At 65.1% G+C, this 19,484-nt stretch carries 15 protein-coding genes; 13 read left to right on the forward strand and 2 right to left on the reverse strand.

Features of this window, described 5'->3' with window-relative positions:
- Window positions 1-178 precede the first annotated feature (178 nt).
- From HWQ56_RS16850 to HWQ56_RS16870, 5 genes are all read left to right on the forward strand, one after another.
- Complete coding sequence (locus tag HWQ56_RS16850) at window positions 179-2,869, forward strand: TonB-dependent receptor (protein ID WP_176571230.1); 2,691 nt, start codon at window positions 179-181, stop codon at window positions 2,867-2,869.
- A 125-nt stretch (window positions 2,870-2,994) separates the two neighbouring features.
- Complete coding sequence (locus tag HWQ56_RS16855; RefSeq protein WP_176571231.1) at window positions 2,995-4,857, forward strand: extracellular solute-binding protein; 1,863 nt, start codon at window positions 2,995-2,997, stop codon at window positions 4,855-4,857.
- Window position 4,858: 1 nt separating this feature from the next.
- Window positions 4,859-5,923 carry a microcin C ABC transporter permease YejB gene (locus tag HWQ56_RS16860; RefSeq protein WP_176571232.1) on the forward strand — a complete coding sequence of 355 codons (1,065 nt, stop codon included), beginning with the start codon at window positions 4,859-4,861 and terminating at the stop codon, window positions 5,921-5,923.
- The gene (locus HWQ56_RS16865) at window positions 5,923-6,945 is read left to right on the forward strand and encodes an ABC transporter permease (RefSeq protein WP_158153268.1); all 1,023 of its coding nucleotides are present in this window, start codon (window positions 5,923-5,925) and stop codon (window positions 6,943-6,945) included. Before HWQ56_RS16860 ends, HWQ56_RS16865 begins: the two co-directional genes overlap by 1 nt.
- A 2-nt stretch (window positions 6,946-6,947) precedes the next feature.
- The gene (locus HWQ56_RS16870; protein ID WP_176571233.1) at window positions 6,948-8,567 is read left to right on the forward strand and encodes an ABC transporter ATP-binding protein; all 1,620 of its coding nucleotides are present in this window, start codon (window positions 6,948-6,950) and stop codon (window positions 8,565-8,567) included.
- A gap of 78 nt (window positions 8,568-8,645) precedes the next feature.
- Here the strand turns inward: HWQ56_RS16870 and HWQ56_RS16875 are convergent, their stop codons facing one another.
- Entirely contained in the window at window positions 8,646-9,821 is a 1,176-nt protein-coding gene (locus tag HWQ56_RS16875) for a XylR family transcriptional regulator (RefSeq protein WP_158153270.1), read from the reverse strand.
- 148 nt (window positions 9,822-9,969) lie between these two features.
- On the opposite strand from HWQ56_RS16875, the gene xylA reads away from it, so the two are divergent.
- From xylA to HWQ56_RS16915, 8 genes are all read left to right on the forward strand, one after another.
- Window positions 9,970-11,286, forward strand: a complete 1,317-nt coding sequence (xylA, locus tag HWQ56_RS16880; protein ID WP_176571234.1) for a xylose isomerase — start codon at window positions 9,970-9,972, stop codon at window positions 11,284-11,286.
- A 111-nt stretch (window positions 11,287-11,397) separates the two neighbouring features.
- Window positions 11,398-12,399, forward strand: a complete 1,002-nt coding sequence (xylF, locus tag HWQ56_RS16885; protein WP_176571235.1) for a D-xylose ABC transporter substrate-binding protein — start codon at window positions 11,398-11,400, stop codon at window positions 12,397-12,399.
- Between the two features lie 163 nt (window positions 12,400-12,562).
- The gene (gene xylG, locus HWQ56_RS16890; protein WP_158153273.1) at window positions 12,563-14,119 is read left to right on the forward strand and encodes a D-xylose ABC transporter ATP-binding protein; all 1,557 of its coding nucleotides are present in this window, start codon (window positions 12,563-12,565) and stop codon (window positions 14,117-14,119) included.
- Window positions 14,120-15,256, forward strand: coding sequence for a sugar ABC transporter permease (locus HWQ56_RS16895; RefSeq protein WP_158153274.1), 1,137 nt, complete (start codon window positions 14,120-14,122; stop codon window positions 15,254-15,256).
- 65 nt (window positions 15,257-15,321) lie between these two features.
- The gene (locus tag HWQ56_RS16900; RefSeq protein WP_158153275.1) at window positions 15,322-15,597 is read left to right on the forward strand and encodes a metal/formaldehyde-sensitive transcriptional repressor; all 276 of its coding nucleotides are present in this window, start codon (window positions 15,322-15,324) and stop codon (window positions 15,595-15,597) included.
- Window positions 15,594-16,499 (forward strand): CDF family Co(II)/Ni(II) efflux transporter DmeF, encoded by a 906-nt coding sequence (dmeF, locus tag HWQ56_RS16905; protein ID WP_176571236.1) that lies wholly within the window; start codon window positions 15,594-15,596, stop codon window positions 16,497-16,499. The genes HWQ56_RS16900 and dmeF overlap by 4 nt, the downstream gene beginning before the upstream one ends.
- Window positions 16,500-16,502: 3 nt before the next feature.
- Window positions 16,503-16,691, forward strand: coding sequence for a DUF1289 domain-containing protein (locus HWQ56_RS16910; protein ID WP_176571237.1), 189 nt, complete (start codon window positions 16,503-16,505; stop codon window positions 16,689-16,691).
- Window positions 16,692-16,861: 170 nt separating this feature from the next.
- Window positions 16,862-17,818: an MBL fold metallo-hydrolase gene (locus tag HWQ56_RS16915; protein WP_176571238.1), complete on the forward strand. Its 957-nt coding sequence runs from the start codon at window positions 16,862-16,864 to the stop codon at window positions 17,816-17,818.
- Window positions 17,819-18,006: 188 nt separating this feature from the next.
- On the opposite strand, the gene HWQ56_RS16920 is transcribed toward HWQ56_RS16915, so the two are convergent.
- The gene (locus HWQ56_RS16920; protein WP_158153279.1) at window positions 18,007-19,476 is read right to left on the reverse strand and encodes an aldehyde dehydrogenase family protein; all 1,470 of its coding nucleotides are present in this window, start codon (window positions 19,474-19,476) and stop codon (window positions 18,007-18,009) included.
- Window positions 19,477-19,484 lie beyond the last annotated feature (8 nt).

Genomic DNA, 19,484 nt, shown 5'->3' on the forward strand with positions numbered 1-19,484 from the left:
TAGCAGCCCGGCTACGCGCCAGTACCAGCCGTTCCACCCCTGTGCGGTGCCCCTTGGGCACTGCAGGGCAGCGGCTTGCTTGAAGCAAAGGAGTTTATCCGGGGCCGGCACAACCCATCCGGAAACCAGAGGGCTCACAAGGCCATTTCACAAACGTCTGAAAAAGTCGGAAATTACCATGCTGATGAGTTTTCCACGTTTTACCCTCAAACCACTGGCGGCCACCCTGCAACGGCATCGCCTGGTGCCCTTGTACGTGATGGCCATGGGCATGGGCACCGTGCAGGCCGCCGACGACAGCAGCACCGCAGCGGTCGTGGCGCCCGCCACCACGCAGCTGCAGAAAGTTGAAGTGACCGGCTCGGCCATTCGCCGGGTCGACGCCGAGACGGCCGTACCAGTGACGATCCTGCGCGCCGCCGAGCTGGAGAAACAGGGGGTGACCACCACCGCCGAGCTGATGCAGCGCATCACCGGCAACAACTCGATCGGCAACTCGGCCGGCTCCGTGGGCGCCGCCACCGGCGGCGCCAGCTTCGCCGACATGCGCGGCATCGGTGCCAACAAGACGTTGGTGTTGCTCAACGGCCGGCGCCTGGCCAACAACGCCATGTCAGGGACCGATTCTCAGGGCGGCGCGGTCGACCTGAACATGATCCCCTTCGCCGCCATCGACCGCGTCGAAGTGTTGCGTGACGGCGCCTCAGCCCTGTATGGCACCGATGCCATCGGCGGCGTGATCAACTTCATCACCAAGAAATCGCTGACCGATGGCACCCTCACCCTGGGCGGCGAAAACCCCACCAACAGCGGTGGTGGCGGCAGCAAGGACATGAGTGGCAGCTGGGGCTACGGTGACCTGGACAAGGACCGTTTCAACGTCATGGGCGTGTTCAACTACCGCACCCAGCAAAACCTGGACGCCAACGACCGCAGTTTCGACCAGGACTACGTGCCCGGCCGCGGCCTGGACAACACCTCCGGCACCGCCTTCCCCGGCAACTACAGCCAGAACGGCAACGCCGCCAACCCGTTGGGCACCGCGTGCAGCGGCGCCAACCTGATCGCCAGCAACGGCGTGTGCCGCTACAGCACCCGAAACTCGATCGACCTGCTGCCGCAGACCGAATCCACGTCGTTCTTCGGCAAGGCGACCGGCAAGCTGGCGGACGACCACAACGTCAACCTGGAATACTTCTGGTCGCGCAACAACAACAGCACCACCGTCGCCCCGGCGCCCCTGACGGGTCTCAGCCTGGCGCCCTCCTCGCCTTACTACCCCGGCAACGGCATTACCCCCCTGCCCACCGGTTTCGCCCTGGACCCCACCCAACCGGTGGACGTGAACTGGCGCGAAACGGCTGCCGGTGACCGCGAATCCAAAGACCAGAACACCAGCCAGCGCCTGGTGCTGAGCTTCGATGGCACCGTCGGCGGCTGGGACTACAACGTCGGCGCCGGCTATAACCAGAACCAGGTGTACAACAGTGTCACCGGGGGCTATGCCAGCGATTCGGCGCTGACCAGCGGCCTGGACAGCGGCCTGCTCAACCCCTTCGGTGCGCAAAGCGCCGCCGGCCAGGCCTACATCGACGCCAACACCTACCATGGCGCCTATGCGGTGTCCACGGGCCGCGTGGCGTCGCTGGATGGCAAGGTCACCCGCGAGATCGGTGACTGGTTCGGTGCAGGCCCCGTGGGCCTGGCCTTGGGCGGCGAGTACCGCAAGGAGAAATACCACGAGTCGGTGGCCGATTGGGCCGGCGACCTGTCGAGCCTGGGCGTCGACCCCAACAGCTCGGTCTCGGGCGAGCGCAGCATCAGCGCCGAGTATGCCGAGATCAACGTGCCGGTGATCGACAGCCTGGAACTGGGCGCCGCGGTTCGCCACGACAAGTACAGCGACTTTGGCAGCACCACCAACCCCAAGTACACCTTCCGCTTCCAACCCTTCAAGGAATTGGTGATGCGCGGTGCCTACAGTGAAGGCTTCCGGGCCCCCTCGCTGTATGAACTGAACAACCCCACCTACACCACGTTCACCCAAGGCAACTACAACGACCCTACCCTGTGCGCCGGCGGCGTCGTGCGCCCAGGCGGCAACGGTGGCCGCGACTGCAACCAGCAATTCCTCAACAGCACCGGCGGCAACCAGGACCTCAAGCCCGAGACAGCACGCAACGTCACCCTGGGCTTCGTCTACCAGCCCGTGCGCAACCTCTCCATGGGGCTGGATTTCTGGTGGATCAAGATCGCCGGGCAGATCGAGGAGTTTCCCGAGTCCGAGGTGTTCGCCAACCCTGAGCTGTACAGCGACCGTATCGTGCGCGCCGCTGACGGTTCCATCGACCATATCGTGACGGGCCTGGCCAACCTGGGTAACGTGAAAACCAGTGGTATCGACGTCAGCCTCGACTACCGCTTCCCGCAGACCACCTTCGGCCAGTTCGGCCTGGACCTGCAGGGCACGTACGTCACCCGCTACGATTACCAGCAGATCATCGGCGGTGCCTATACCGACCGCGTCGGCGACTTCCAGGGCGACCAGGTGGCACAGCGCTGGAAACACAACATCACCGGCAGCTGGAACTACGATGCCTACCGCGCTTCGGTGACCAACCGCTTCACCACCGGCTACAACGACTACGACCCCACCACCCACAGCCGCGTCAGCTCGTATTCGCTGTGGGACCTGTCGGCCGGCTACACCTTCGACAAGGTGCTGGACCTGGACGTGGGCGTGAAGAACGTGTTCGACCGCGACCCACCGTTCTCCAACCAGGCCTACACCTTCCAGAGCGGCTACGACCCGCGCTACACCGACCCGTTGGGCCGAACCCTGTTCGCGCGCATGACTTACCACTTCTGAACGAGGTCGACGGGGCTGCGCTCCGGCCCCCACCGACCCGCCTGCGACATCGCACCCCCGGCGCGCTCCACGCCGGGGCTTTTTTCCAGGCCTTGAGTGTTACCGCGGTTCGAGGATTAGCCACCATGCCCCACCCCATCAAGACCCTGCTGTGCGTCTGCGCGGCCAGCCTGCTGAGCCTGGCGGCCCAGGCCGAACCGGTCACGGCCATGACCGTGTACGGCGAAGCGCCCAAATACCCGGCGAACTTCCAGCACTTCGACTACGTGAACCCCGACGCGCCCAAGGGCGGGTCGCTGAGCCGCTCCGCCATGGAGATTGGCCAGTTCAATTACATCCTGCCCTACGTGGACCAGGGCACCGGCGTGGTCCAGGCCGATACCTGGCTGTACTCGCCCCTGGCCTACCGCTCGCTGGACGAGCCCTACACGGTCTACGGCCTGATCGCCGAGAAAATCGAACGCGCCCCCGATGGGCTGTGGGTGCGTTTCTACCTCAACCCCAAGGCGCGTTTTCAGGACGGGACACCCATCACCGCCCAGGACGTGGCCTTCACCTACCACTTGCTGATGACCAAGGCCAGCCTGAGCTTCAGGCTGCTGTACGGCGACGTCGACGACGTGGTGGTCGAAGGCCCGCGGCAAGTGCGCTTTACTTTCAAGAACAACCTCAACCGCACCTTGCCGCTGGACCTGGCCTCGATGCGGGTGATGCCCGAGCACTACTGGAAAGACCACGACTTCGCCAGCGGCGGCGGCTTCGAGCCGCCTTTGGGCAGCGGCCCGTACCGGGTCACCCGCGTGGACCCCGGACGCAGCATCACCTTTACCCGCAACCCGGACTGGTGGGCCAAGGACCTGCCCGTGAGCCGCGGCCTGTACAACTTCGACACCCTGACCGTGAACTTCTATGGCGACACCGAAGTGGCCCGGCAACTGCTGCAGGCCCAGGCGTTCGATTACAACCGCGAGTTCTCCGCCAGCGGTTATGCCGTGGGCTACCAGAGCCCGGTGCTCGACGACGGGCGCCTGCAGCAGCGGATCCTGGCCCCCAACCTGCCCGTGGGCGCCCAGGGCTTCGTGTTCAACCTGCAACGGCCGATCTTCCAGGACCGTCGCGTGCGCCAGGCGCTGTCACTGCTGTGGGATTTCGACTGGGCCAACCGGCAGATCATGCGCAGCTTCTACACCCGCCAGGACAGCTATTTCCCCAAGAGCGAGATGGCCGCCACGCAACTGCCGGACGCCCAGGAACTGGCCATCCTGGAGCCCCTGCGCGGCAAGATCCCCGATGAGGTGTTCACTCAGGTCTACCACTCGCCCCGAACCGATGGCAGCGGCAACCTCCGCGACCAGCAGCTGCAAGCCCTCAAGCTGCTGGCCGAGGCCGGCTGGCACCCGCTGCACAACAAACTGGTGAATGCCCAGGGCGAGCAACTGAAGTTCACCTTCCTGGACGGCCAGGGTGGCTTCGACCGCCTGCTGCTGCCCATGAAGCGCAGCCTGGCGCAGATCGGTATCGACATGGAATTGCGGCGCATCGACGCCGGCCAGTACAACAACCTGATGAATGCCCGCGACTACGACTTCATCGTGGTGCAATTCCCGCGCAGCGGCGACCCGATCATTTCCCCCGGCCGTGAGCTGTACAACCTGTACGCCAGCGCCAGTGCCACGCAACCGGGCAGCTCCAACTTCATGGTGCTGCGCGACCCGGCCGTGGACAGCCTGATCGACGGCCTGGTCAAGGCCGACAGCCGCGACGCCATGGTCCATTACGCCCGGGCCCTGGACCGGGTGCTGCAGTGGGGTTACTACTCGATCCAGAACTACTACGCCCCCGGCACTCCCACCGTGTACCTCAACCGCTTCGGCATGCCCAAGGTGCCGCCCACCTACGATGTGGGCCTGGACACCTGGTGGCAGGTCAGCCCCAAGCCCCTGAACAACCTGCAAATGAGCGCCCTGGCGAACAAGGAGGAGCACTGAGATGCTGCGTTATATCGGCCGTCGGCTGTTGCTGATCATCCCCACCCTGCTGTGCATCCTGGTGGTCAACTTCGTCATCGTCCAGGCCGCGCCCGGCGGCCCGGTGGAGCAGGCCATCGCCCGCCTGCAGGGCGCTGGCAGCCAGGGTATCGGCGGTGGCGGCGGCGAACGCGCGGGCGGCAGCGGCAGCCGTTCCAGCCGCGGGCTGGACCCGGCGCTGATCGAGGAGATCAAGCACCACTACGGCTTCGACAAGCCCATGCACGAACGCCTGCTGCTGATGCTGGACAACTACGCCCACCTGGACTTCGGCACCAGCTTCTTCCGGGGTGCGCCGGTGACCACGTTGATCGCCCAGAAGATTCCCACCACGTTGTCGCTGGGCCTGTGGGCGACCTTGATCACCTACCTGATCTCCATCCCCCTGGGCATCCGCAAGGCGGTGCACCACGGCACCCGCTTCGACGTATGGACCAGCACGGCGATCATCGTTGGCTACGCCATGCCGGCGTTTCTGTTCGCCATCCTGCTGATCGTGATGTTCGCCGGCGGCAGTTACCTGGACTGGTTCCCGGTGCAAGGCCTGGTGTCGGAAAACTTCGACCAGCTCTCGCCCCTGGGCAAGGTCGGTGACTACCTGTGGCACCTGGTGCTGCCGGTCAGTGCCCTGGTGATCGGCGGCTTCGCCACCCTCACCATCCTGACCAAGAACAGCTTCCTCAACGAGATCAGCCGCCAGTACGTGACCACGGCCAAGGCCAAGGGCCTGACCGAGCACCGCACCCTGTATGGCCACGTGTTTCGCAACGCCATGCTGCTGGTGCTGGCCGGCATTCCCCAGGCGCTCATCGATGTGTTCTTCGCCGGTTCGCTGTTGATCGAAACCATCTTCAACCTCGATGGCATCGGCCGCATGAGTTACGACGCGGCGGTGTCGCGCGACTACCCCGTGGTGTTCGGCACCCTGTTTCTGTTCACCCTGTTCGGCCTGTTGATCAAGCTGGTGGGCGACCTGTGCTACACCCTGGTCGACCCGCGCATCGACTTTTCGGCGAGGACTGCCTGATGTTTCACCTCTCCCCCCTGGGCCAGCGCCGGCTGGCCGCGTTCAAGGCCAACCGCCGCGGCTGGTGGTCCCTGTGGCTGTTCATGGCACTGCTGGTGACGTGCCTGTGCAGCGAGTTGATCGCCAACGACAAACCCTTGCTGATCAGCGTCGACGGCACCCTCTATTACCCCATCCTGCATGAGTACCAGGAGACTGATTTCGGCGGCCAGTTGCCCTTCGAACCGGACTACCGCAGCCAGTACGTGCGCGACCTGATCAGCGCCAAGGGTGGCTGGATGCTGTTCCCGCCTATTCCGTTCAGCGACCAGTCGGTGAACTACGACCTGAGCCAGCCTTCACCCAGCCCGCCCACGGCGCAGAACTGGCTGGGCACCGACCAGCAGGCCCGCGACGTGCTGGCCCGGGCGCTATATGGGGCGCGGGTGTCGATCCTGTTTGCCCTGATCCTGACCCTGGTCAGCGGTTTGATCGGTGTGTCGGCCGGGGCGCTGCAGGGTTTCTACGGCGGCTGGGTCGACCTGGTGGGCCAGCGCCTGCAGGAAATCTGGTCGGGGCTGCCGGTGCTTTACCTGCTGATCATCCTCTCCGGCTTCGTCGCCCCAGGCTTCTGGTGGCTGCTGGGGATCATGGCGCTGTTCTCCTGGCTGGCCCTGGTGGACGTCGTGCGCGCCGAGTTCCTGCGTGGGCGCAGCCTGGAGTACGTCAAGGCCGCACGCGCCCTGGGCGTGACCGATGGCGTGTTGATGCGCCGGCACATCCTGCCCAATGCCATGACCAGCACCCTCACCTATCTACCCTTTATCCTCACGGGCGCCATTTCCACCCTCACCGCCCTGGATTTTCTCGGCTTCGGCATGCCTGCTGGCAGCGCCTCCCTCGGTGAGCTGGTGGGCGAAGCGAAGCAGAACCTGCAAGCGCCCTGGCTGGGGCTGACCGCCTTCTTCGTCCTGGCACTGATTCTCTCGCTACTGGTGTTCATCGGCGAAGCCTGCCGTGACGCGTTCGACCCAAGGACCTGACCATGACCGACAACCTGATTGAAATCCGCCAACTGACCGTGGCCTTCGGCGACCGCGAAGTGGTGCACGGCATCGACCTGGACATCCGCCGCGGCGAATGCCTGGCGCTGGTGGGCGAGTCCGGCTCGGGCAAGTCGGTGACGGCGCACTCGATCCTGCGCCTGCTGCCCGGCAATACCGTGCACACCACCGGCAGCATCCGCTTCAACGGCCAGGAGCTGGTGGGGACGACCGAGAAACAGCTGCGTGCGCTGCGTGGCAACCGCATCGCCATGATCTTCCAGGAGCCCATGACCTCGCTGAACCCGCTGCACAGCGTGGAAAAGCAGATTGGCGAAGTGCTGGCCGTGCACAAGGGCCTGGGCGGCAAGGCGGCGCGGGCACGGGTGCTGGAGTTGCTGGAACTGGTGGGCATCACCGAGCCGGCCAAGCGCCTCAAGGCCTACCCGCACCAGCTGTCCGGCGGCCAGCGCCAGCGCATTATGATCGCCATGGCCTTGGCCAACGAGCCGGACCTGCTGATCGCCGACGAGCCTACCACCGCCCTGGACGTGACAGTCCAGCAGAAGATCCTGGAACTGCTGCGCTCGCTACAGGCACGGTTGGGCATGTCACTGCTGCTGATCAGCCACGACCTCAACCTGGTGCGGCAGATCGCCCAGCGGGTGTGCGTGATGCGCGGCGGCGAGATCGTCGAGCAGGCCGAGTGCGAGGCGCTGTTCCAGCACCCCCGCCACCCCTACAGCCGCCTACTGATCGAAGCCGAGCCCGATGGCCGCCCGGTGCCGGTGATGTTTGACCAGTACCTGCTCTCGGTGGACGACGTGCGGGTGTGGTTTCCCTTGCCCAAGCCGTTGTTCCAGAAAGAACGCGACTACATCAAGGCCGTGGATGGAGTCAGTTTCAACCTGCTCAAGGGCAAGACGCTGGGCATTGTCGGCGAGTCGGGCTCGGGCAAATCCACCCTGGGCCAGGCCATCCTGCGGCTGGTGGACTGCAAGGGCAGCATCCGCCTGGGCAACAAGGAGCTGACCCTGCACAACCAACGCCTGATGCGCCCGCTGCGCCGGCAGATGCAGATCGTCTTCCAGGACCCGTTCGCGGCCCTCAGCCCGCGCATGTCGGTACAGCACATCATCGCCGAAGGCCTGCACACCCACGGCATTGGCACCCCGGCCGAACAGGAAGCCGCCGTGGTGCGCGTGCTCGGCGAGGTGGGCCTGGACCCCGCCACCCGCCACCGCTACCCCCATGAGTTTTCCGGGGGCCAGCGCCAGCGCATCGCCATCGCCCGCGCCCTGGTGCTGGAGCCGGCGCTGATCCTGCTGGACGAACCCACCTCCGCCCTGGACCGCACCGTACAGAAGCAGATCATCGAACTGCTGCGCAGCCTGCAACTGCGCCATGGCCTGACCTACCTGTTCATCAGCCACGACTTGGCCGTGGTCCAGGCCCTGGCCCACGACCTGATGGTCATCCGCCATGGCCGGGTGGTGGAACAGGGCCCGGCCCGGCGCGTATTCGCCGACCCGCAGCATCCCTATACTCAGGACCTGTTGAAAGCGTCGGGGTTGATGTCGGGGGCTGCCCGCGCAAGATCTGCCGCTACGCCGGTGCCATGAGTCTGGGAGGGCTGGGCCAGGCTGTGTTGGCGGTGGGCCTGATGGGGCGTGGCGTTTGTGACGCGGCCAGGTCCGCTGCTACGACCTGGCGCGTTGATATTCACCCGGGGTGCAGCCGAATTCGCGCCGGAACACCGTGTGCAGGTACTGCGCCGATTTGAACCCGCAGCGCCCCGCCACTTCCGCGATCGCCACGCCACCCGGTGCCAGTTGGCTGGCCGCGGCGCCCAGCTTGAAGCGCAGGATCTCGTCATGCACGGTGCAGCCCCGGGCCTTGCGGAAGTGCGATTCCAATGATGACCGGGAAACCCCCACGTACGCTGCCACCTGGGCGGTCTTGATGCCCTGGCATGCATACTGGCGAATGAAGTGCAGCGCCTGCATCACGTAGGGGTCGCCCATGGGCTGATGCAGGCTGGAGGCTTGCACGTTGACGGCGTCGGGCGGTATCAGGATCTGCACACCGGCGCCGGGTTTGCCATGCAGCATCTGGTGCAGCAGGTGCGCAGCAGTGCGGCCCATGGCTTCGGTGCCCTGGATCACCGAACTGAGCGGCACCCTCGTGAGGGTGCGGGTGAGCGGGTCGTTGTCGATGCCGATCAAGGCCACCTGATCCGGCACGGCGATACCGGCGGTCAGGCAGGCCTGCAGCAGTTGCCGGGCGCGGGCGTCGGTGACGGCAATAATGCCGATGGGTTTGGGCAGGCTGTGCAGCCAGGCGATCTGCTGCTCGACCGCGCTGTCCCACAGCGGTGCGCTGGTGCCCAAGCCCCGGTAGACCTCGCCCTGCAGGCCGTCGCGGCGCATCAGGTGCAGAAAAGCCTTTTCCCGCTCCTGGGCCCAGCGGTTGGCTTGGGCGGGTGGCAGGCTGAAGCAGGCAAAACGGTTCAGGCCGGCTTCGATCAGGTGGTCATAGGCCATTTTCACCAGAGCGGCGTTGTCGGTGGCCACGTAGGGGATGTGCCGGGGGTAGGCGCGTGGGTCTTCATAGGAGCCGCCCACCGCCACCACCGGCATCGAGATCCCCGCCAGGGCCTCGCCGATCAGTGGGTCATCGAAGTCGGCAATGATGCCGTCGCCTTGCCAGCGCTCGATGCCCTTGAGCCGGCACAGGAAATCCTCCTCCAGAAACAGGTCCCACGCCACGCGCGTGCTGCTCAGGTAGTTGCCGATACCGGCGATGACACCTCGGTCGTAGACCTTGCTGCCGTTGAACAACAGGGCGATGCGGTGGGCAGGGGGTAGGCTTTTCATTGTCGTTGTCCTGACCATGGGCTGGTTTGCACCCTGGCAAGCGTAGCCGCTGCGCAAAATCGCACACCACTTTGGTGATTTTCATGACGGCCGGCCTCGGCCGTCTCGCTAGTATCAGCACACCGCCAAGAACAATAAGGACGCCGCCATGCCGTACTTCCCTGCTGTGGACAAGATCCGCTACGAGGGCCCCGCCAGTGAGTCGCCCCTGGCGTTCCGTCACTATGAAGCCGACCAACAGGTGCTGGGCAAACCGATGCGCGAGCACCTGCGCATGGCCGCCTGTTATTGGCACACTTTCGTGTGGCCGGGCGCCGACATGTTCGGCGTGGGCACCTTCCAGCGTCCGTGGCACGGCACGGGCAACCCCCTGGAACTGGCCATCGGCAAGGCCGAGGCGGCGTTCGAGTTCTTCTCCAAACTGGGCATCGACTATTACAGCTTCCACGACACCGACGTGGCCCCGGAAGGCAGCTCGCTGAAGGAATACCAGCACAATTTCGCGCACATGGTCGACCACCTGGAACGCCACCAGCAGGACACCGGCATCCAGTTGCTGTGGGGCACCGCCAATTGCTTCAGCAACCCGCGCTACGCCGCCGGGGCCGCCAGCAACCCGGACCCCGAGGTATTCGCCTATGCCGCGACCCAGGTGTACAACGCCCTGAACGCCACACTGCGCCTCAAGGGTGCCAACTATGTGCTGTGGGGCGGCCGTGAGGGCTACGAGACCCTGCTCAACACCGACCTCAAGCGCGAGCGCGAGCAACTGGGGCGCTTCATGCGCATGGTGGTGGAACACAAGCACGCCATCGGCTTCAAGGGTGACCTGCTGATCGAGCCCAAGCCCCAGGAGCCCACCAAGCACCAGTACGACTACGACAGCGCCACGGTGTTCGGCTTCCTGCAGCAGTTCGGCCTGGAAGCGGAAATCAAGGTCAACATCGAAGCCAACCACGCCACCCTGGCGGGCCACAGTTTTCACCACGAGATCGCCACCGCCCTGTCCCTGGGCATCTTTGGCAGCATCGACGCCAACCGCGGCGACCCGCAGAACGGCTGGGACACCGACCAGTTTCCCAACAGCGTCGAGGAAATGACCCTGGCCACCTACGAGATCATCAAGGCCGGAGGATTCCGCAGCGGCGGTTTCAACTTCGACGCCAAGGTACGGCGCCAGAGCGTGGATGAGGTGGACCTGTTCCACGGCCATGTGGCGGCCATGGACGTGCTGGCCCTGGCCCTCAAGCGCGCCGCCGCCATGGTCGAGAACGACCGGTTGCAACAGTTCAAGGAACAGCGCTACGCCGGTTGGCAGCAGCCCCTGGGGCAGAAAGTGCTGGCCGGCGAATTCACCCTGCAGACCCTGGCCGAACATGCCGTGGCCCAGGACCTCCACCCTCGGGCGGTCAGCGGCCGCCAGGAGATGCTCGAAGGCGTGGTCAACCGCTTTATCTACCCCTGAGGCAAGCCGGCCGGTGACAAACGCGCTACAAAACTGTGCTCGTCATCGGCCGCCAGCATCTACAGTTTCATCGTCACTCGTGTCTCCAACAATAAAAAACGGACGCTCACCATGAAATCATTCAAACGCACACTCCTGGCCGGTGCCCTCGCCCTGCTGTCGCTGCCGGTGATGGCCGACGCGGCCCACCCCAAGATCGGCTTTTCCATCGATGACCTGCGCCTGGAGCGCTGGGCCCGGGACCGCGATTACTTCGTCGCGGCGGCGGAGAAAATGGACGCCAAGGTCTACGTGCAGTCGGCCGACGCCAACGAGCAGAAGCAGATTTCCCAGATCGAGAATCTCATCTCCCGCGGCGTGGACGTGATCGTGATCGTGCCGTTCAACGCCACCGTGCTGACCAACACCGTTGCCGAGGCAAAGAAGGCGGGCATCAAGGTGGTCTCTTATGACCGACTGATCCTCAATGCCGACATCGACGCGTACATTTCCTTCGACAACGAGAAAGTCGGCGAAATGCAGGCGAGCGGTGTGCTCAAGGCCGCGCCGAAAGGCAATTACTTCCTGCTCGGCGGCGCCCCTACCGACAACAACGCCAAGGTGCTGCGCGAAGGCCAGATGAAAGTGCTGCAACCGGCCATCGACAAGGGCGATATCAAGATCGTGGGCCAGCAGTGGGTCAAGGAATGGAACCCCACCGAGGCGCTGAGCATCGTCGAAAACGCCCTGACCCGGAACAACAACAAGATCGACGGCATCGTCGCCTCCAACGACGCCACCGCGGGCGGCGCTATCCAGGCGCTGGCCGCGCAGAAACTGGCGGGCAAGGTGCCGATATCCGGCCAGGACGCTGACCTGGCGGCGGTAAAGCGCGTGCTCGACGGCACCCAGACCATGACCGTGTACAAGCCGTTGAAGCTGATCGCTTCCGAGGCGGCCAAACTGTCGGTGCAACTGGCGCGCAACGAAAAGCCGGCCTACAGCTCGCAGTACGACAATGGCAGCAAGAAGGTCGACACCATCCTGCTCACCCCTACCCCGCTGACCAAGGACAACATCGACCTGCTGGAGAAAGACGGCTTCTACACCAAGGCGCAAATCGCAGGGCAGTAACCGTTGCTCACCCACCCTCTCGAGCTGCTCCAGCCTCTGTGGGACCGGGCGAAGCTCGGGAAGCCGGCGCCGCGTTGTGCCTGACCCTGCGCGGCGTGCGCTTCCCGAGCTTCGCCCGGTCCCACAGGCGGTGTTGGGGCGCCTTTGTGCCGAGCTGAAAACCATGTCCGAATACCTGCTGGAAATGAAAGGCATCGTCAAGACCTTTGGCGGCGTGCATGCCCTGAACGGCATCGACATCAAGGTCAGACCCGGGGAATGCGTGGGCTTGTGCGGCGAGAATGGCGCTGGCAAGTCAACGCTGATGAAGGTGCTGTCAGCGGTGTACCCCTGGGGCAGCTGGGAGGGCGAGATTCTCTGGCAAGGCCAGCCCCTGCGGGCGCACTCCATCAGCGAAACCGAAGCCGCGGGCATTGTCATCATCCACCAGGAACTGACCCTGGTGCCCGACCTGTCGGTGGCCGAGAACATCTTCATGGGCCACGAGCTGACCCTGTTCGGCGGGCGCATGAACTACCCGGCCATGATCCACCGCGCCGAGGCCCTGATGCGCGAGCTCAAGGTGCCGGACATGAACGTGTCGCTGCCGGTGTCGCAATACGGCGGCGGCTATCAGCAACTGGTGGAAATCGCCAAGGCGCTGAACAAGAAGGCCCGCCTGCTGATTCTGGACGAGCCCTCCTCGGCCCTGACCCGCTCGGAAATCGAGGTGTTGCTGGACATCATTCGCGACCTGAAGGCCAAGGGCGTGGCGTGCGTGTACATCTCCCACAAGCTCGACGAGGTGGCAGCGGTGTGCGACACCATCGCCGTGATCCGCGACGGCAAGCACGTGGCGACCACCGCCATGGCCGACCTGGACATCCCGCGCATCATCACCCAGATGGTCGGGCGCGAACTGAGCAGCCTTTACCCTAACAGCCCGCACGACATTGGCGAGGTGATCTTCGAGGCCCGGCACTTCACCTGCCTGGACGTCGACAACCCCAAGCGCAAGCGCGTCGACGATGTGTCGTTCAGCCTGCGTCGCGGCGAGATCCTGGGCATCGCCGGGCTGGTGGGCGCCGGGCGCACAGAGCTGGTATCGGCGCTGTTCGGCGCCTACCCCGGGCGGTACCAGGGCGAGGTGTGGCTAGCAGGACAGCGCATCGACACCAGCACCCCGCTCAAGGCCATTCGCAATGGTCTGTGCATGGTGCCCGAAGACCGCAAGCGCCAAGGCATCATCCCCGACCTGGGCGTGGGCCAGAACATCACCCTGGCGGTGCTGGACAGCTATTCGAAAATGACCCGCATCGACGCCGAGGCCGAACTGGGCAGCATCGACCAAGAAATCGCCCGCCTGCACCTCAAGACCGCCAGCCCCTTCCTGCCCATTACCAGCCTGTCCGGTGGCAACCAGCAGAAAGCCGTGCTGGCCAAGATGCTGCTGACCCAGCCCCGGGTGCTGATTCTCGATGAACCCACCCGCGGCGTGGATGTGGGCGCCAAGTACGAAATCTACAAACTGATGAGCGCCCTGGCAGCCCAGGGCGTGGCGATCATCATGGTGTCCTCGGAACTGGCCGAAGTGCTGGGGGTATCCGACCGCGTGCTGGTGATTGGCGAAGGCCAGCTGCGCGGCGACTTCATCAACCAGGGCCTGAGCCAGGAAACCGTGCTGGCGGCCGCCCTGAGCCAACCCGTGCACACTGACCCTACTGATCGGAAGCCCGTGTAGATGAACCAGGTCAAGCAACTGTTCAGCCGCTACAAAATGCTCGCGCTGGTGATCGCCGTGGCGATCATCTGGCTGTTCTTCAGTTGGCAGACCGAGGGCGGCTTCGTCACCCCGCGCAACCTGTCCAACCTGCTGCGGCAGATGTCCATCACCGGCATCCTGGCCTGCGGCATGGTGCTGGTGATCATCAGCGGCGAGATCGACTTGTCGGTGGGCTCGCTGCTGGGGTTGCTGGGGGGCGTGGCCGCGATCCTCGACGTGGTTTACCACTTGCCACTGCTGGTTAACCTGGGGCTGGTGGCGGTGTTGGGCCTGGTGATCGGCCTGGCCAACGGCGCCATGACCGCCTACCTGCGCATTCCTTCGTTCATCGTCGGGCTGGGCGGCATGCTGGCGTTTCGCGGGGTGCTGCTGGGCGTCACCGGCGGCACCACCATCGCCCCGGTGTCGCCGCAACTGGTGTACGTGGGCCAGGGTTACCTGCCGCCGGCGGTCGGGATGATACTGGGCGCGGTGCTGTTCGCCCTGACCCTGGTGCTGACCTGGAAGCAACGGCGCAACCGCGCCCTCCATGGCCTGGCGGCGCGGCCCCTGTTACGTGACGTGCTGCGTGTGGTGCTGATTGGCGCGGTCCTGGCCGGCTTCGTCTACACCCTCAACAGCTACGACGGCATTCCAGTGCCGGTGCTGCTGTTGCTGGTGTTGCTGGGGGTGTTCAGCTACGTCACCAGCCAGACCGTGTTTGGCCGGCGCATCTACTCGGTGGGCAGCAACATGGAGGCCACGCGGTTGTCGGGCATCAACGTGCAGGCCGTCAAGTTGTGGATTTTCGGCATCATGGGCGTGATGTGCGCCCTGGCCGGGTTGGTCAACACCGCGCGCCTGGCGGCAGGTTCGCCGTCGGCGGGCAACATGGGCGAGCTGGATGCCATCGCCGCATGCTTTATCGGCGGCACTTCAATGCGCGGCGGCTCCGGCACCGTGTACGGCGCCTTGCTGGGCGCCCTGGTGATCACCAGCCTGGACAACGGCATGTCGATGCTGGACGTGGACAGCTACTGGCAGATGATCGTCAAGGGCAGCATCCTGGTGCTGGCGGTGTGGGTGGACGTGAGCACCCGAAGCGGCCGGCGCTAAATAGCCTTGCATAGGGGTACCGGGTATGCCTATCCTATGCCGCATATAGGTAAGGGGGGTATCCCATGGGCCACATAGCTTCGAACAAAGACGACCTGCTCAAGCGGGTCAAGCGCATCGCCGGGCAGATCCAGGCAGTAGAACGGGCCCTGGAGTCGGACCACGACTGCGCCAAGACCCTGCACCTGGTGGCCGCCACCCGCGGCGCCATCAACGGGCTGATGGACGAGATCATCGAAGACCACGCTCGCGAGCACGTGGCCAACCCGGCGCTCAGCGATGCCGAGCGCAGCCAGGGCGTGGAAGAACTGCTGGAAGCCATTCGGCGGTATTCGAAATGAACGCGCCCCATGCCCATAGCCACGTATTCCTCGGCTCCACCCATGATGAAAATGCCCGCCGCACCCTGTGGGTAGTGGCCCTGACCGTGGTGATGATGGTCGGTGAAATCGCCGCAGGCTACATCACCGGTTCCATGGCCCTGCTCGCCGACGGCTTTCACATGGCCACCCATGCGGGCGCCCTGGGCATCGCCGCGGCAGCCTATGCCTATGCCAGGCGCCACGCCAACAGCGCCCGCTACAGCTTCGGTACCGGCAAGGTCGGCGACCTGGGCGGTTTCGCCTCGGCGCTGATTCTGGGGCTGGTGTCGCTGGGCATCGGCGTGGAGTCGTTCATGCGCCTGGTCAACCCCACCCAGGTGGCCTTCGGCACCGCCACGTTGATCGCGATAGTCGGCCTGGCGGTGAACATCGTCAGCGCCCTGCTGTTGGGGCACGGCCATGGCCACGGTCACCATGACCATGACCATGACCATCCCCATGGCCATGACAACAACCTGAAGTCCGCCTACGTGCACGTACTGGCCGACGCTCTCACCTCGGTGCTGGCCATCGCCGCCCTGCTGGCGGGTCGCTACCTGGGCTGGGTGTGGCTGGACCCGGCCATGGGCCTGGTGGGCGCGCTGGTGATCGCGCGCTGGTCCTGGACCCTGATCGGCACCACCGCCGGCGTCTTGCTCGACCGCACCGACGAGCACGTGGCCGCGGAAATTCGCCAGTTGGTGGAAACCCCGGGCGACGCCACCATCACCGACCTGCATGTGTGGCGTGTGGGGCCGGAAGCCCATGCCGCCATCGTCAGTGTGCTGGGCCAGGGCAGCCTGGATGCCGAGCGCATCCGCGAGCGTCTCAAGCCGGTTCACGAGGTCAGCCACCTGACCGTCGAATTCCGGGCGGCCTGAGTCATGGCCAAGGAAATCGAAAACCCGTGCATCGCCGTGTGCCAGCTCAGTGGCGACCTGTGCGTGAGCTGCGGGCGCAGCCGGCAGGACATTCGCCAGTGGAAACGCATGAAACGCCCGGAAAAAATGGCCGCCGTGCAACGCGCCACGCTGCGCCTCAAGGCCCTCAACAAAGCCCGAGCAACGTCGTAGCAGCGGACCTGGCCGCGTCACGGGCGCGGCGCGGTACCCGCTTTACCGCGTGTACCGCCGACGCGGCCAGGTCCGCTGCTACAGGGCCACCGCCGTGCCAATGGCTGCTGGCGTCGATGCAACACTTGCGCAACCCGGTACACTGAGCTTTTTCCAACAAGGGGCCCGCCATGGACCTGCTGTTTCTGGGCACCTCGTCCGGGGTGCCCACCAAGGCCCGCAACGTCAGCGCCACCGCGGTCATCGAAGCCTCCGGCAAAGCCTGGTACCTGGTCGACTGCGGCGAAGGCACGCAGCATCAACTGCTGCACTCGCCGCTGTCGGTGCGCGACCTTCGCGCCATCTTCATCACCCATGTGCACGGCGACCACTGTTTCGGCCTGCCAGGGTTGCTGGCCAGCGCTGGCATGTCCGGGCGCAGCGAACCGCTGGAAATGGTGTTGCCCCAGGCGCTGCACGCCTGGGTGCGCCAGAGCCTGGCCGTGAGTGACACCCACCTGCCTTTCGACCTGCGCCTGCATGCGCTGGAAAGCCTGGACCAGTGGACCAACGCCAGCATGGCGGTGAACACCGTAGCGCTGTCCCATCGGGTGCCCAGTTGGGGTTATGTGTTCACCGAGGTCAACCCTGACCCGCGCCTGGACAGCGAGCGTCTGCTGGCCGATGGCATACCCCGCGGGCCGCTATGGGGCGAACTGGCCCATGGCCGTGATGTGGAACATGAGGGCCGGGCAATCGCCGCCAGCAGCTACCTGCGCCCTTCCCGGCCGGGGCGGCGCATCATCGTCTGTGGTGACAACGACCGGCCCGAGTTGCTCGCGCAGGTGGCGCCAGGGGCCGACGTGCTGGTGCATGAGGCCACCTTTACCCAACCGGTCCTGGAGCGTGCGCAGACCAGCCATGGGCACAGCACCGCTGCGGCGGTGGCCCGGTTCGCCGAGGCCGCGGGCGTGCCGAACCTGGTGCTGACAAATTTCAGTGCGCGCTACCAGGGCGACCCGAAGCGCAGCCCGTGCATCGATGACGTGCGGGTGGAGGCTGAAACACACTACAGCGGGCGGTTGGTGCTGGCGCAGGACCTGCAGCGTTACCGTGTGGGGCGGGACGCAGTGCTGGTCGCCCTCTAGGCTCTGCTCATTTACAACACGTACACTCCGCTTCCTCGCCTGTTTTCGCCTAGCCTGGCCTTCGCTGGAATACATTTCCCGTTCCAATCGCCGCGCCGTACCTGATGTTTCGTGCTGTCACCTTCGCCAGCAAGCTATGCGCCCACAGGCTGTGTCAGCCTGGGACGCGGCGAAGCTGCTTGACGGGGTCACGTGGGCTCGTAGCCGATGATGGCCTTGGTTTCCAGGTACTCCTCGAACCCATGCACGCCAAACTCCCGGCCATTGCCCGAGCGCTTGTAGCCGCCGAACGGCGCGTGCGGGTTCCAGGCCGGATGATTGAGCAACACCTGGCCGGCGCGGATACGCGAGGCCACCGCGCGCACCTGGTTCAGGTCCGTGCCTTGCACGTGGGCGCTGAGGCCATAGACCGTGTTGTTGGCGATAGCCACGGCGTCGTCCAGGGTGTCATACGGGAGGATGCACAGCACCGGGCCGAAGATTTCTTCCTGAGCAATGGCCATGCCCGGTTCGACGTCGGAGAAAATGGTCGGCCGGGCGTAATAACCGACTTCCAGGCCCGCTACACGTCCCGTACCGCCGCAGATCAGCCTGGCGCCCACCTCGATGCCTGAAGCGATCATCGCCTGCACGCGGTTGAATTGGGCCTGGTTGGCGATGGGGCCAAGCACGGTGTCAGGCGAGGCCGGGTCACCCACCAGGATCGACTCGGCGGTGGCCGCCGCCAGGGCTTCGACCTCGGCCAGGCGCGCACGTGGCACCAGCATGCGGGTCGGCGCGCTGCAGGACTGGCCCACGTTACGGAATGCCGTCATCACGCCCAGCGGTACCACCCTGGCGAAGTCGGCATCGGGCAGGAGCACGTTGGGGGATTTGCCACCCAGTTCCTGGGTCACGCGCTTCACCGTCGGTGCCGCGGCCTGGGCTACCAGGGCGCCGGCGCGGTTGGAGCCGGTGATGGAGATCATGTCGATGTCAGGATGGCTGGCCATGGCTTCGCCCACCTCGGCGCCGCTGCCGTTGACCAGGTTGAATACCCCGGCAGGCACACCGGCGTCGTGCACCAGTTGGGCGAACAGCAGCGCGCTCAACGGCGACAGTTCGCTGGGTTTGAGTACCACGGTGCAACCTGCGGCGATGGCCGCGGCGGCCTTGGCGGTGATCTGGTAGAGCGGCCAGTTCCATGGGGTGATCAGCGCGCATACGCCAATGGCTTCACGGACGATGGCAGTACCGTTCTCAACCTGCTGGAAGGGATACTCGGGCAACAGATCACGGACGACCCGAATGTGCTCCGCGGCCAGGGGCACCTGCAAGGTGCGGGCAAAGCCGATGGCAGCGCCCATCTCGAGGGACAAGGCCTGGGCGAACTGCTCGTTGCGCTCCAGCATCAGCTCATGCAAGCGCGTGAGTATCCGCACCCGGCTGGCCACCGGCGAAACACTCCAGTGGGTAAACGCAGCGCGGGCAGCCACCACGGCCTGGTCGACATCCAGCGCGGTGCCTTTGGCGACGTTGGCCACTACCTGCTCGGTCGCGGGGTTGACCACGGGCAGGCTGCCCGCCTCGCGCACCGGCAGGCACCAATCGCCATTGATATAGAACCGGCGCGTGAGGGCCGGGTCGATGCTGAAAACATGGGTGGTCTGGTCGGTCATTCACGTGC

Origin of the sequence: Pseudomonas eucalypticola (assembly GCF_013374995.1) — a bacterium.
Classification (GTDB): Bacteria; Pseudomonadota; Gammaproteobacteria; order Pseudomonadales; family Pseudomonadaceae; genus Aquipseudomonas; species Aquipseudomonas eucalypticola.

What these genes read in the sequence shown, in the direction of transcription:
- HWQ56_RS16850 (WP_176571230.1), top strand. Translation starts at nt 179, where the DNA reads ATGCTGATGAGTTTTCCACGTTTTACCCTCAAACCACTGGCGGCCACC.
- HWQ56_RS16855 (WP_176571231.1), top strand. Translation starts at nt 2,995, where the DNA reads ATGCCCCACCCCATCAAGACCCTGCTGTGCGTCTGCGCGGCCAGCCTG.
- HWQ56_RS16860 (WP_176571232.1), top strand. Translation starts at nt 4,859, where the DNA reads ATGCTGCGTTATATCGGCCGTCGGCTGTTGCTGATCATCCCCACCCTG.
- HWQ56_RS16865 (WP_158153268.1), top strand. Translation starts at nt 5,923, where the DNA reads ATGTTTCACCTCTCCCCCCTGGGCCAGCGCCGGCTGGCCGCGTTCAAG.
- HWQ56_RS16870 (WP_176571233.1), top strand. Translation starts at nt 6,948, where the DNA reads ATGACCGACAACCTGATTGAAATCCGCCAACTGACCGTGGCCTTCGGC.
- HWQ56_RS16875 (WP_158153270.1), bottom strand. Translation starts at nt 9,821, where the DNA reads ATGAAAAGCCTACCCCCTGCCCACCGCATCGCCCTGTTGTTCAACGGC.
- xylA (WP_176571234.1), top strand. Translation starts at nt 9,970, where the DNA reads ATGCCGTACTTCCCTGCTGTGGACAAGATCCGCTACGAGGGCCCCGCC.
- xylF (WP_176571235.1), top strand. Translation starts at nt 11,398, where the DNA reads ATGAAATCATTCAAACGCACACTCCTGGCCGGTGCCCTCGCCCTGCTG.
- xylG (WP_158153273.1), top strand. Translation starts at nt 12,563, where the DNA reads ATGTCCGAATACCTGCTGGAAATGAAAGGCATCGTCAAGACCTTTGGC.
- HWQ56_RS16895 (WP_158153274.1), top strand. Translation starts at nt 14,120, where the DNA reads ATGAACCAGGTCAAGCAACTGTTCAGCCGCTACAAAATGCTCGCGCTG.
- HWQ56_RS16900 (WP_158153275.1), top strand. Translation starts at nt 15,322, where the DNA reads ATGGGCCACATAGCTTCGAACAAAGACGACCTGCTCAAGCGGGTCAAG.
- dmeF (WP_176571236.1), top strand. Translation starts at nt 15,594, where the DNA reads ATGAACGCGCCCCATGCCCATAGCCACGTATTCCTCGGCTCCACCCAT.
- HWQ56_RS16910 (WP_176571237.1), top strand. Translation starts at nt 16,503, where the DNA reads ATGGCCAAGGAAATCGAAAACCCGTGCATCGCCGTGTGCCAGCTCAGT.
- HWQ56_RS16915 (WP_176571238.1), top strand. Translation starts at nt 16,862, where the DNA reads ATGGACCTGCTGTTTCTGGGCACCTCGTCCGGGGTGCCCACCAAGGCC.
- HWQ56_RS16920 (WP_158153279.1), bottom strand. Translation starts at nt 19,476, where the DNA reads ATGACCGACCAGACCACCCATGTTTTCAGCATCGACCCGGCCCTCACG.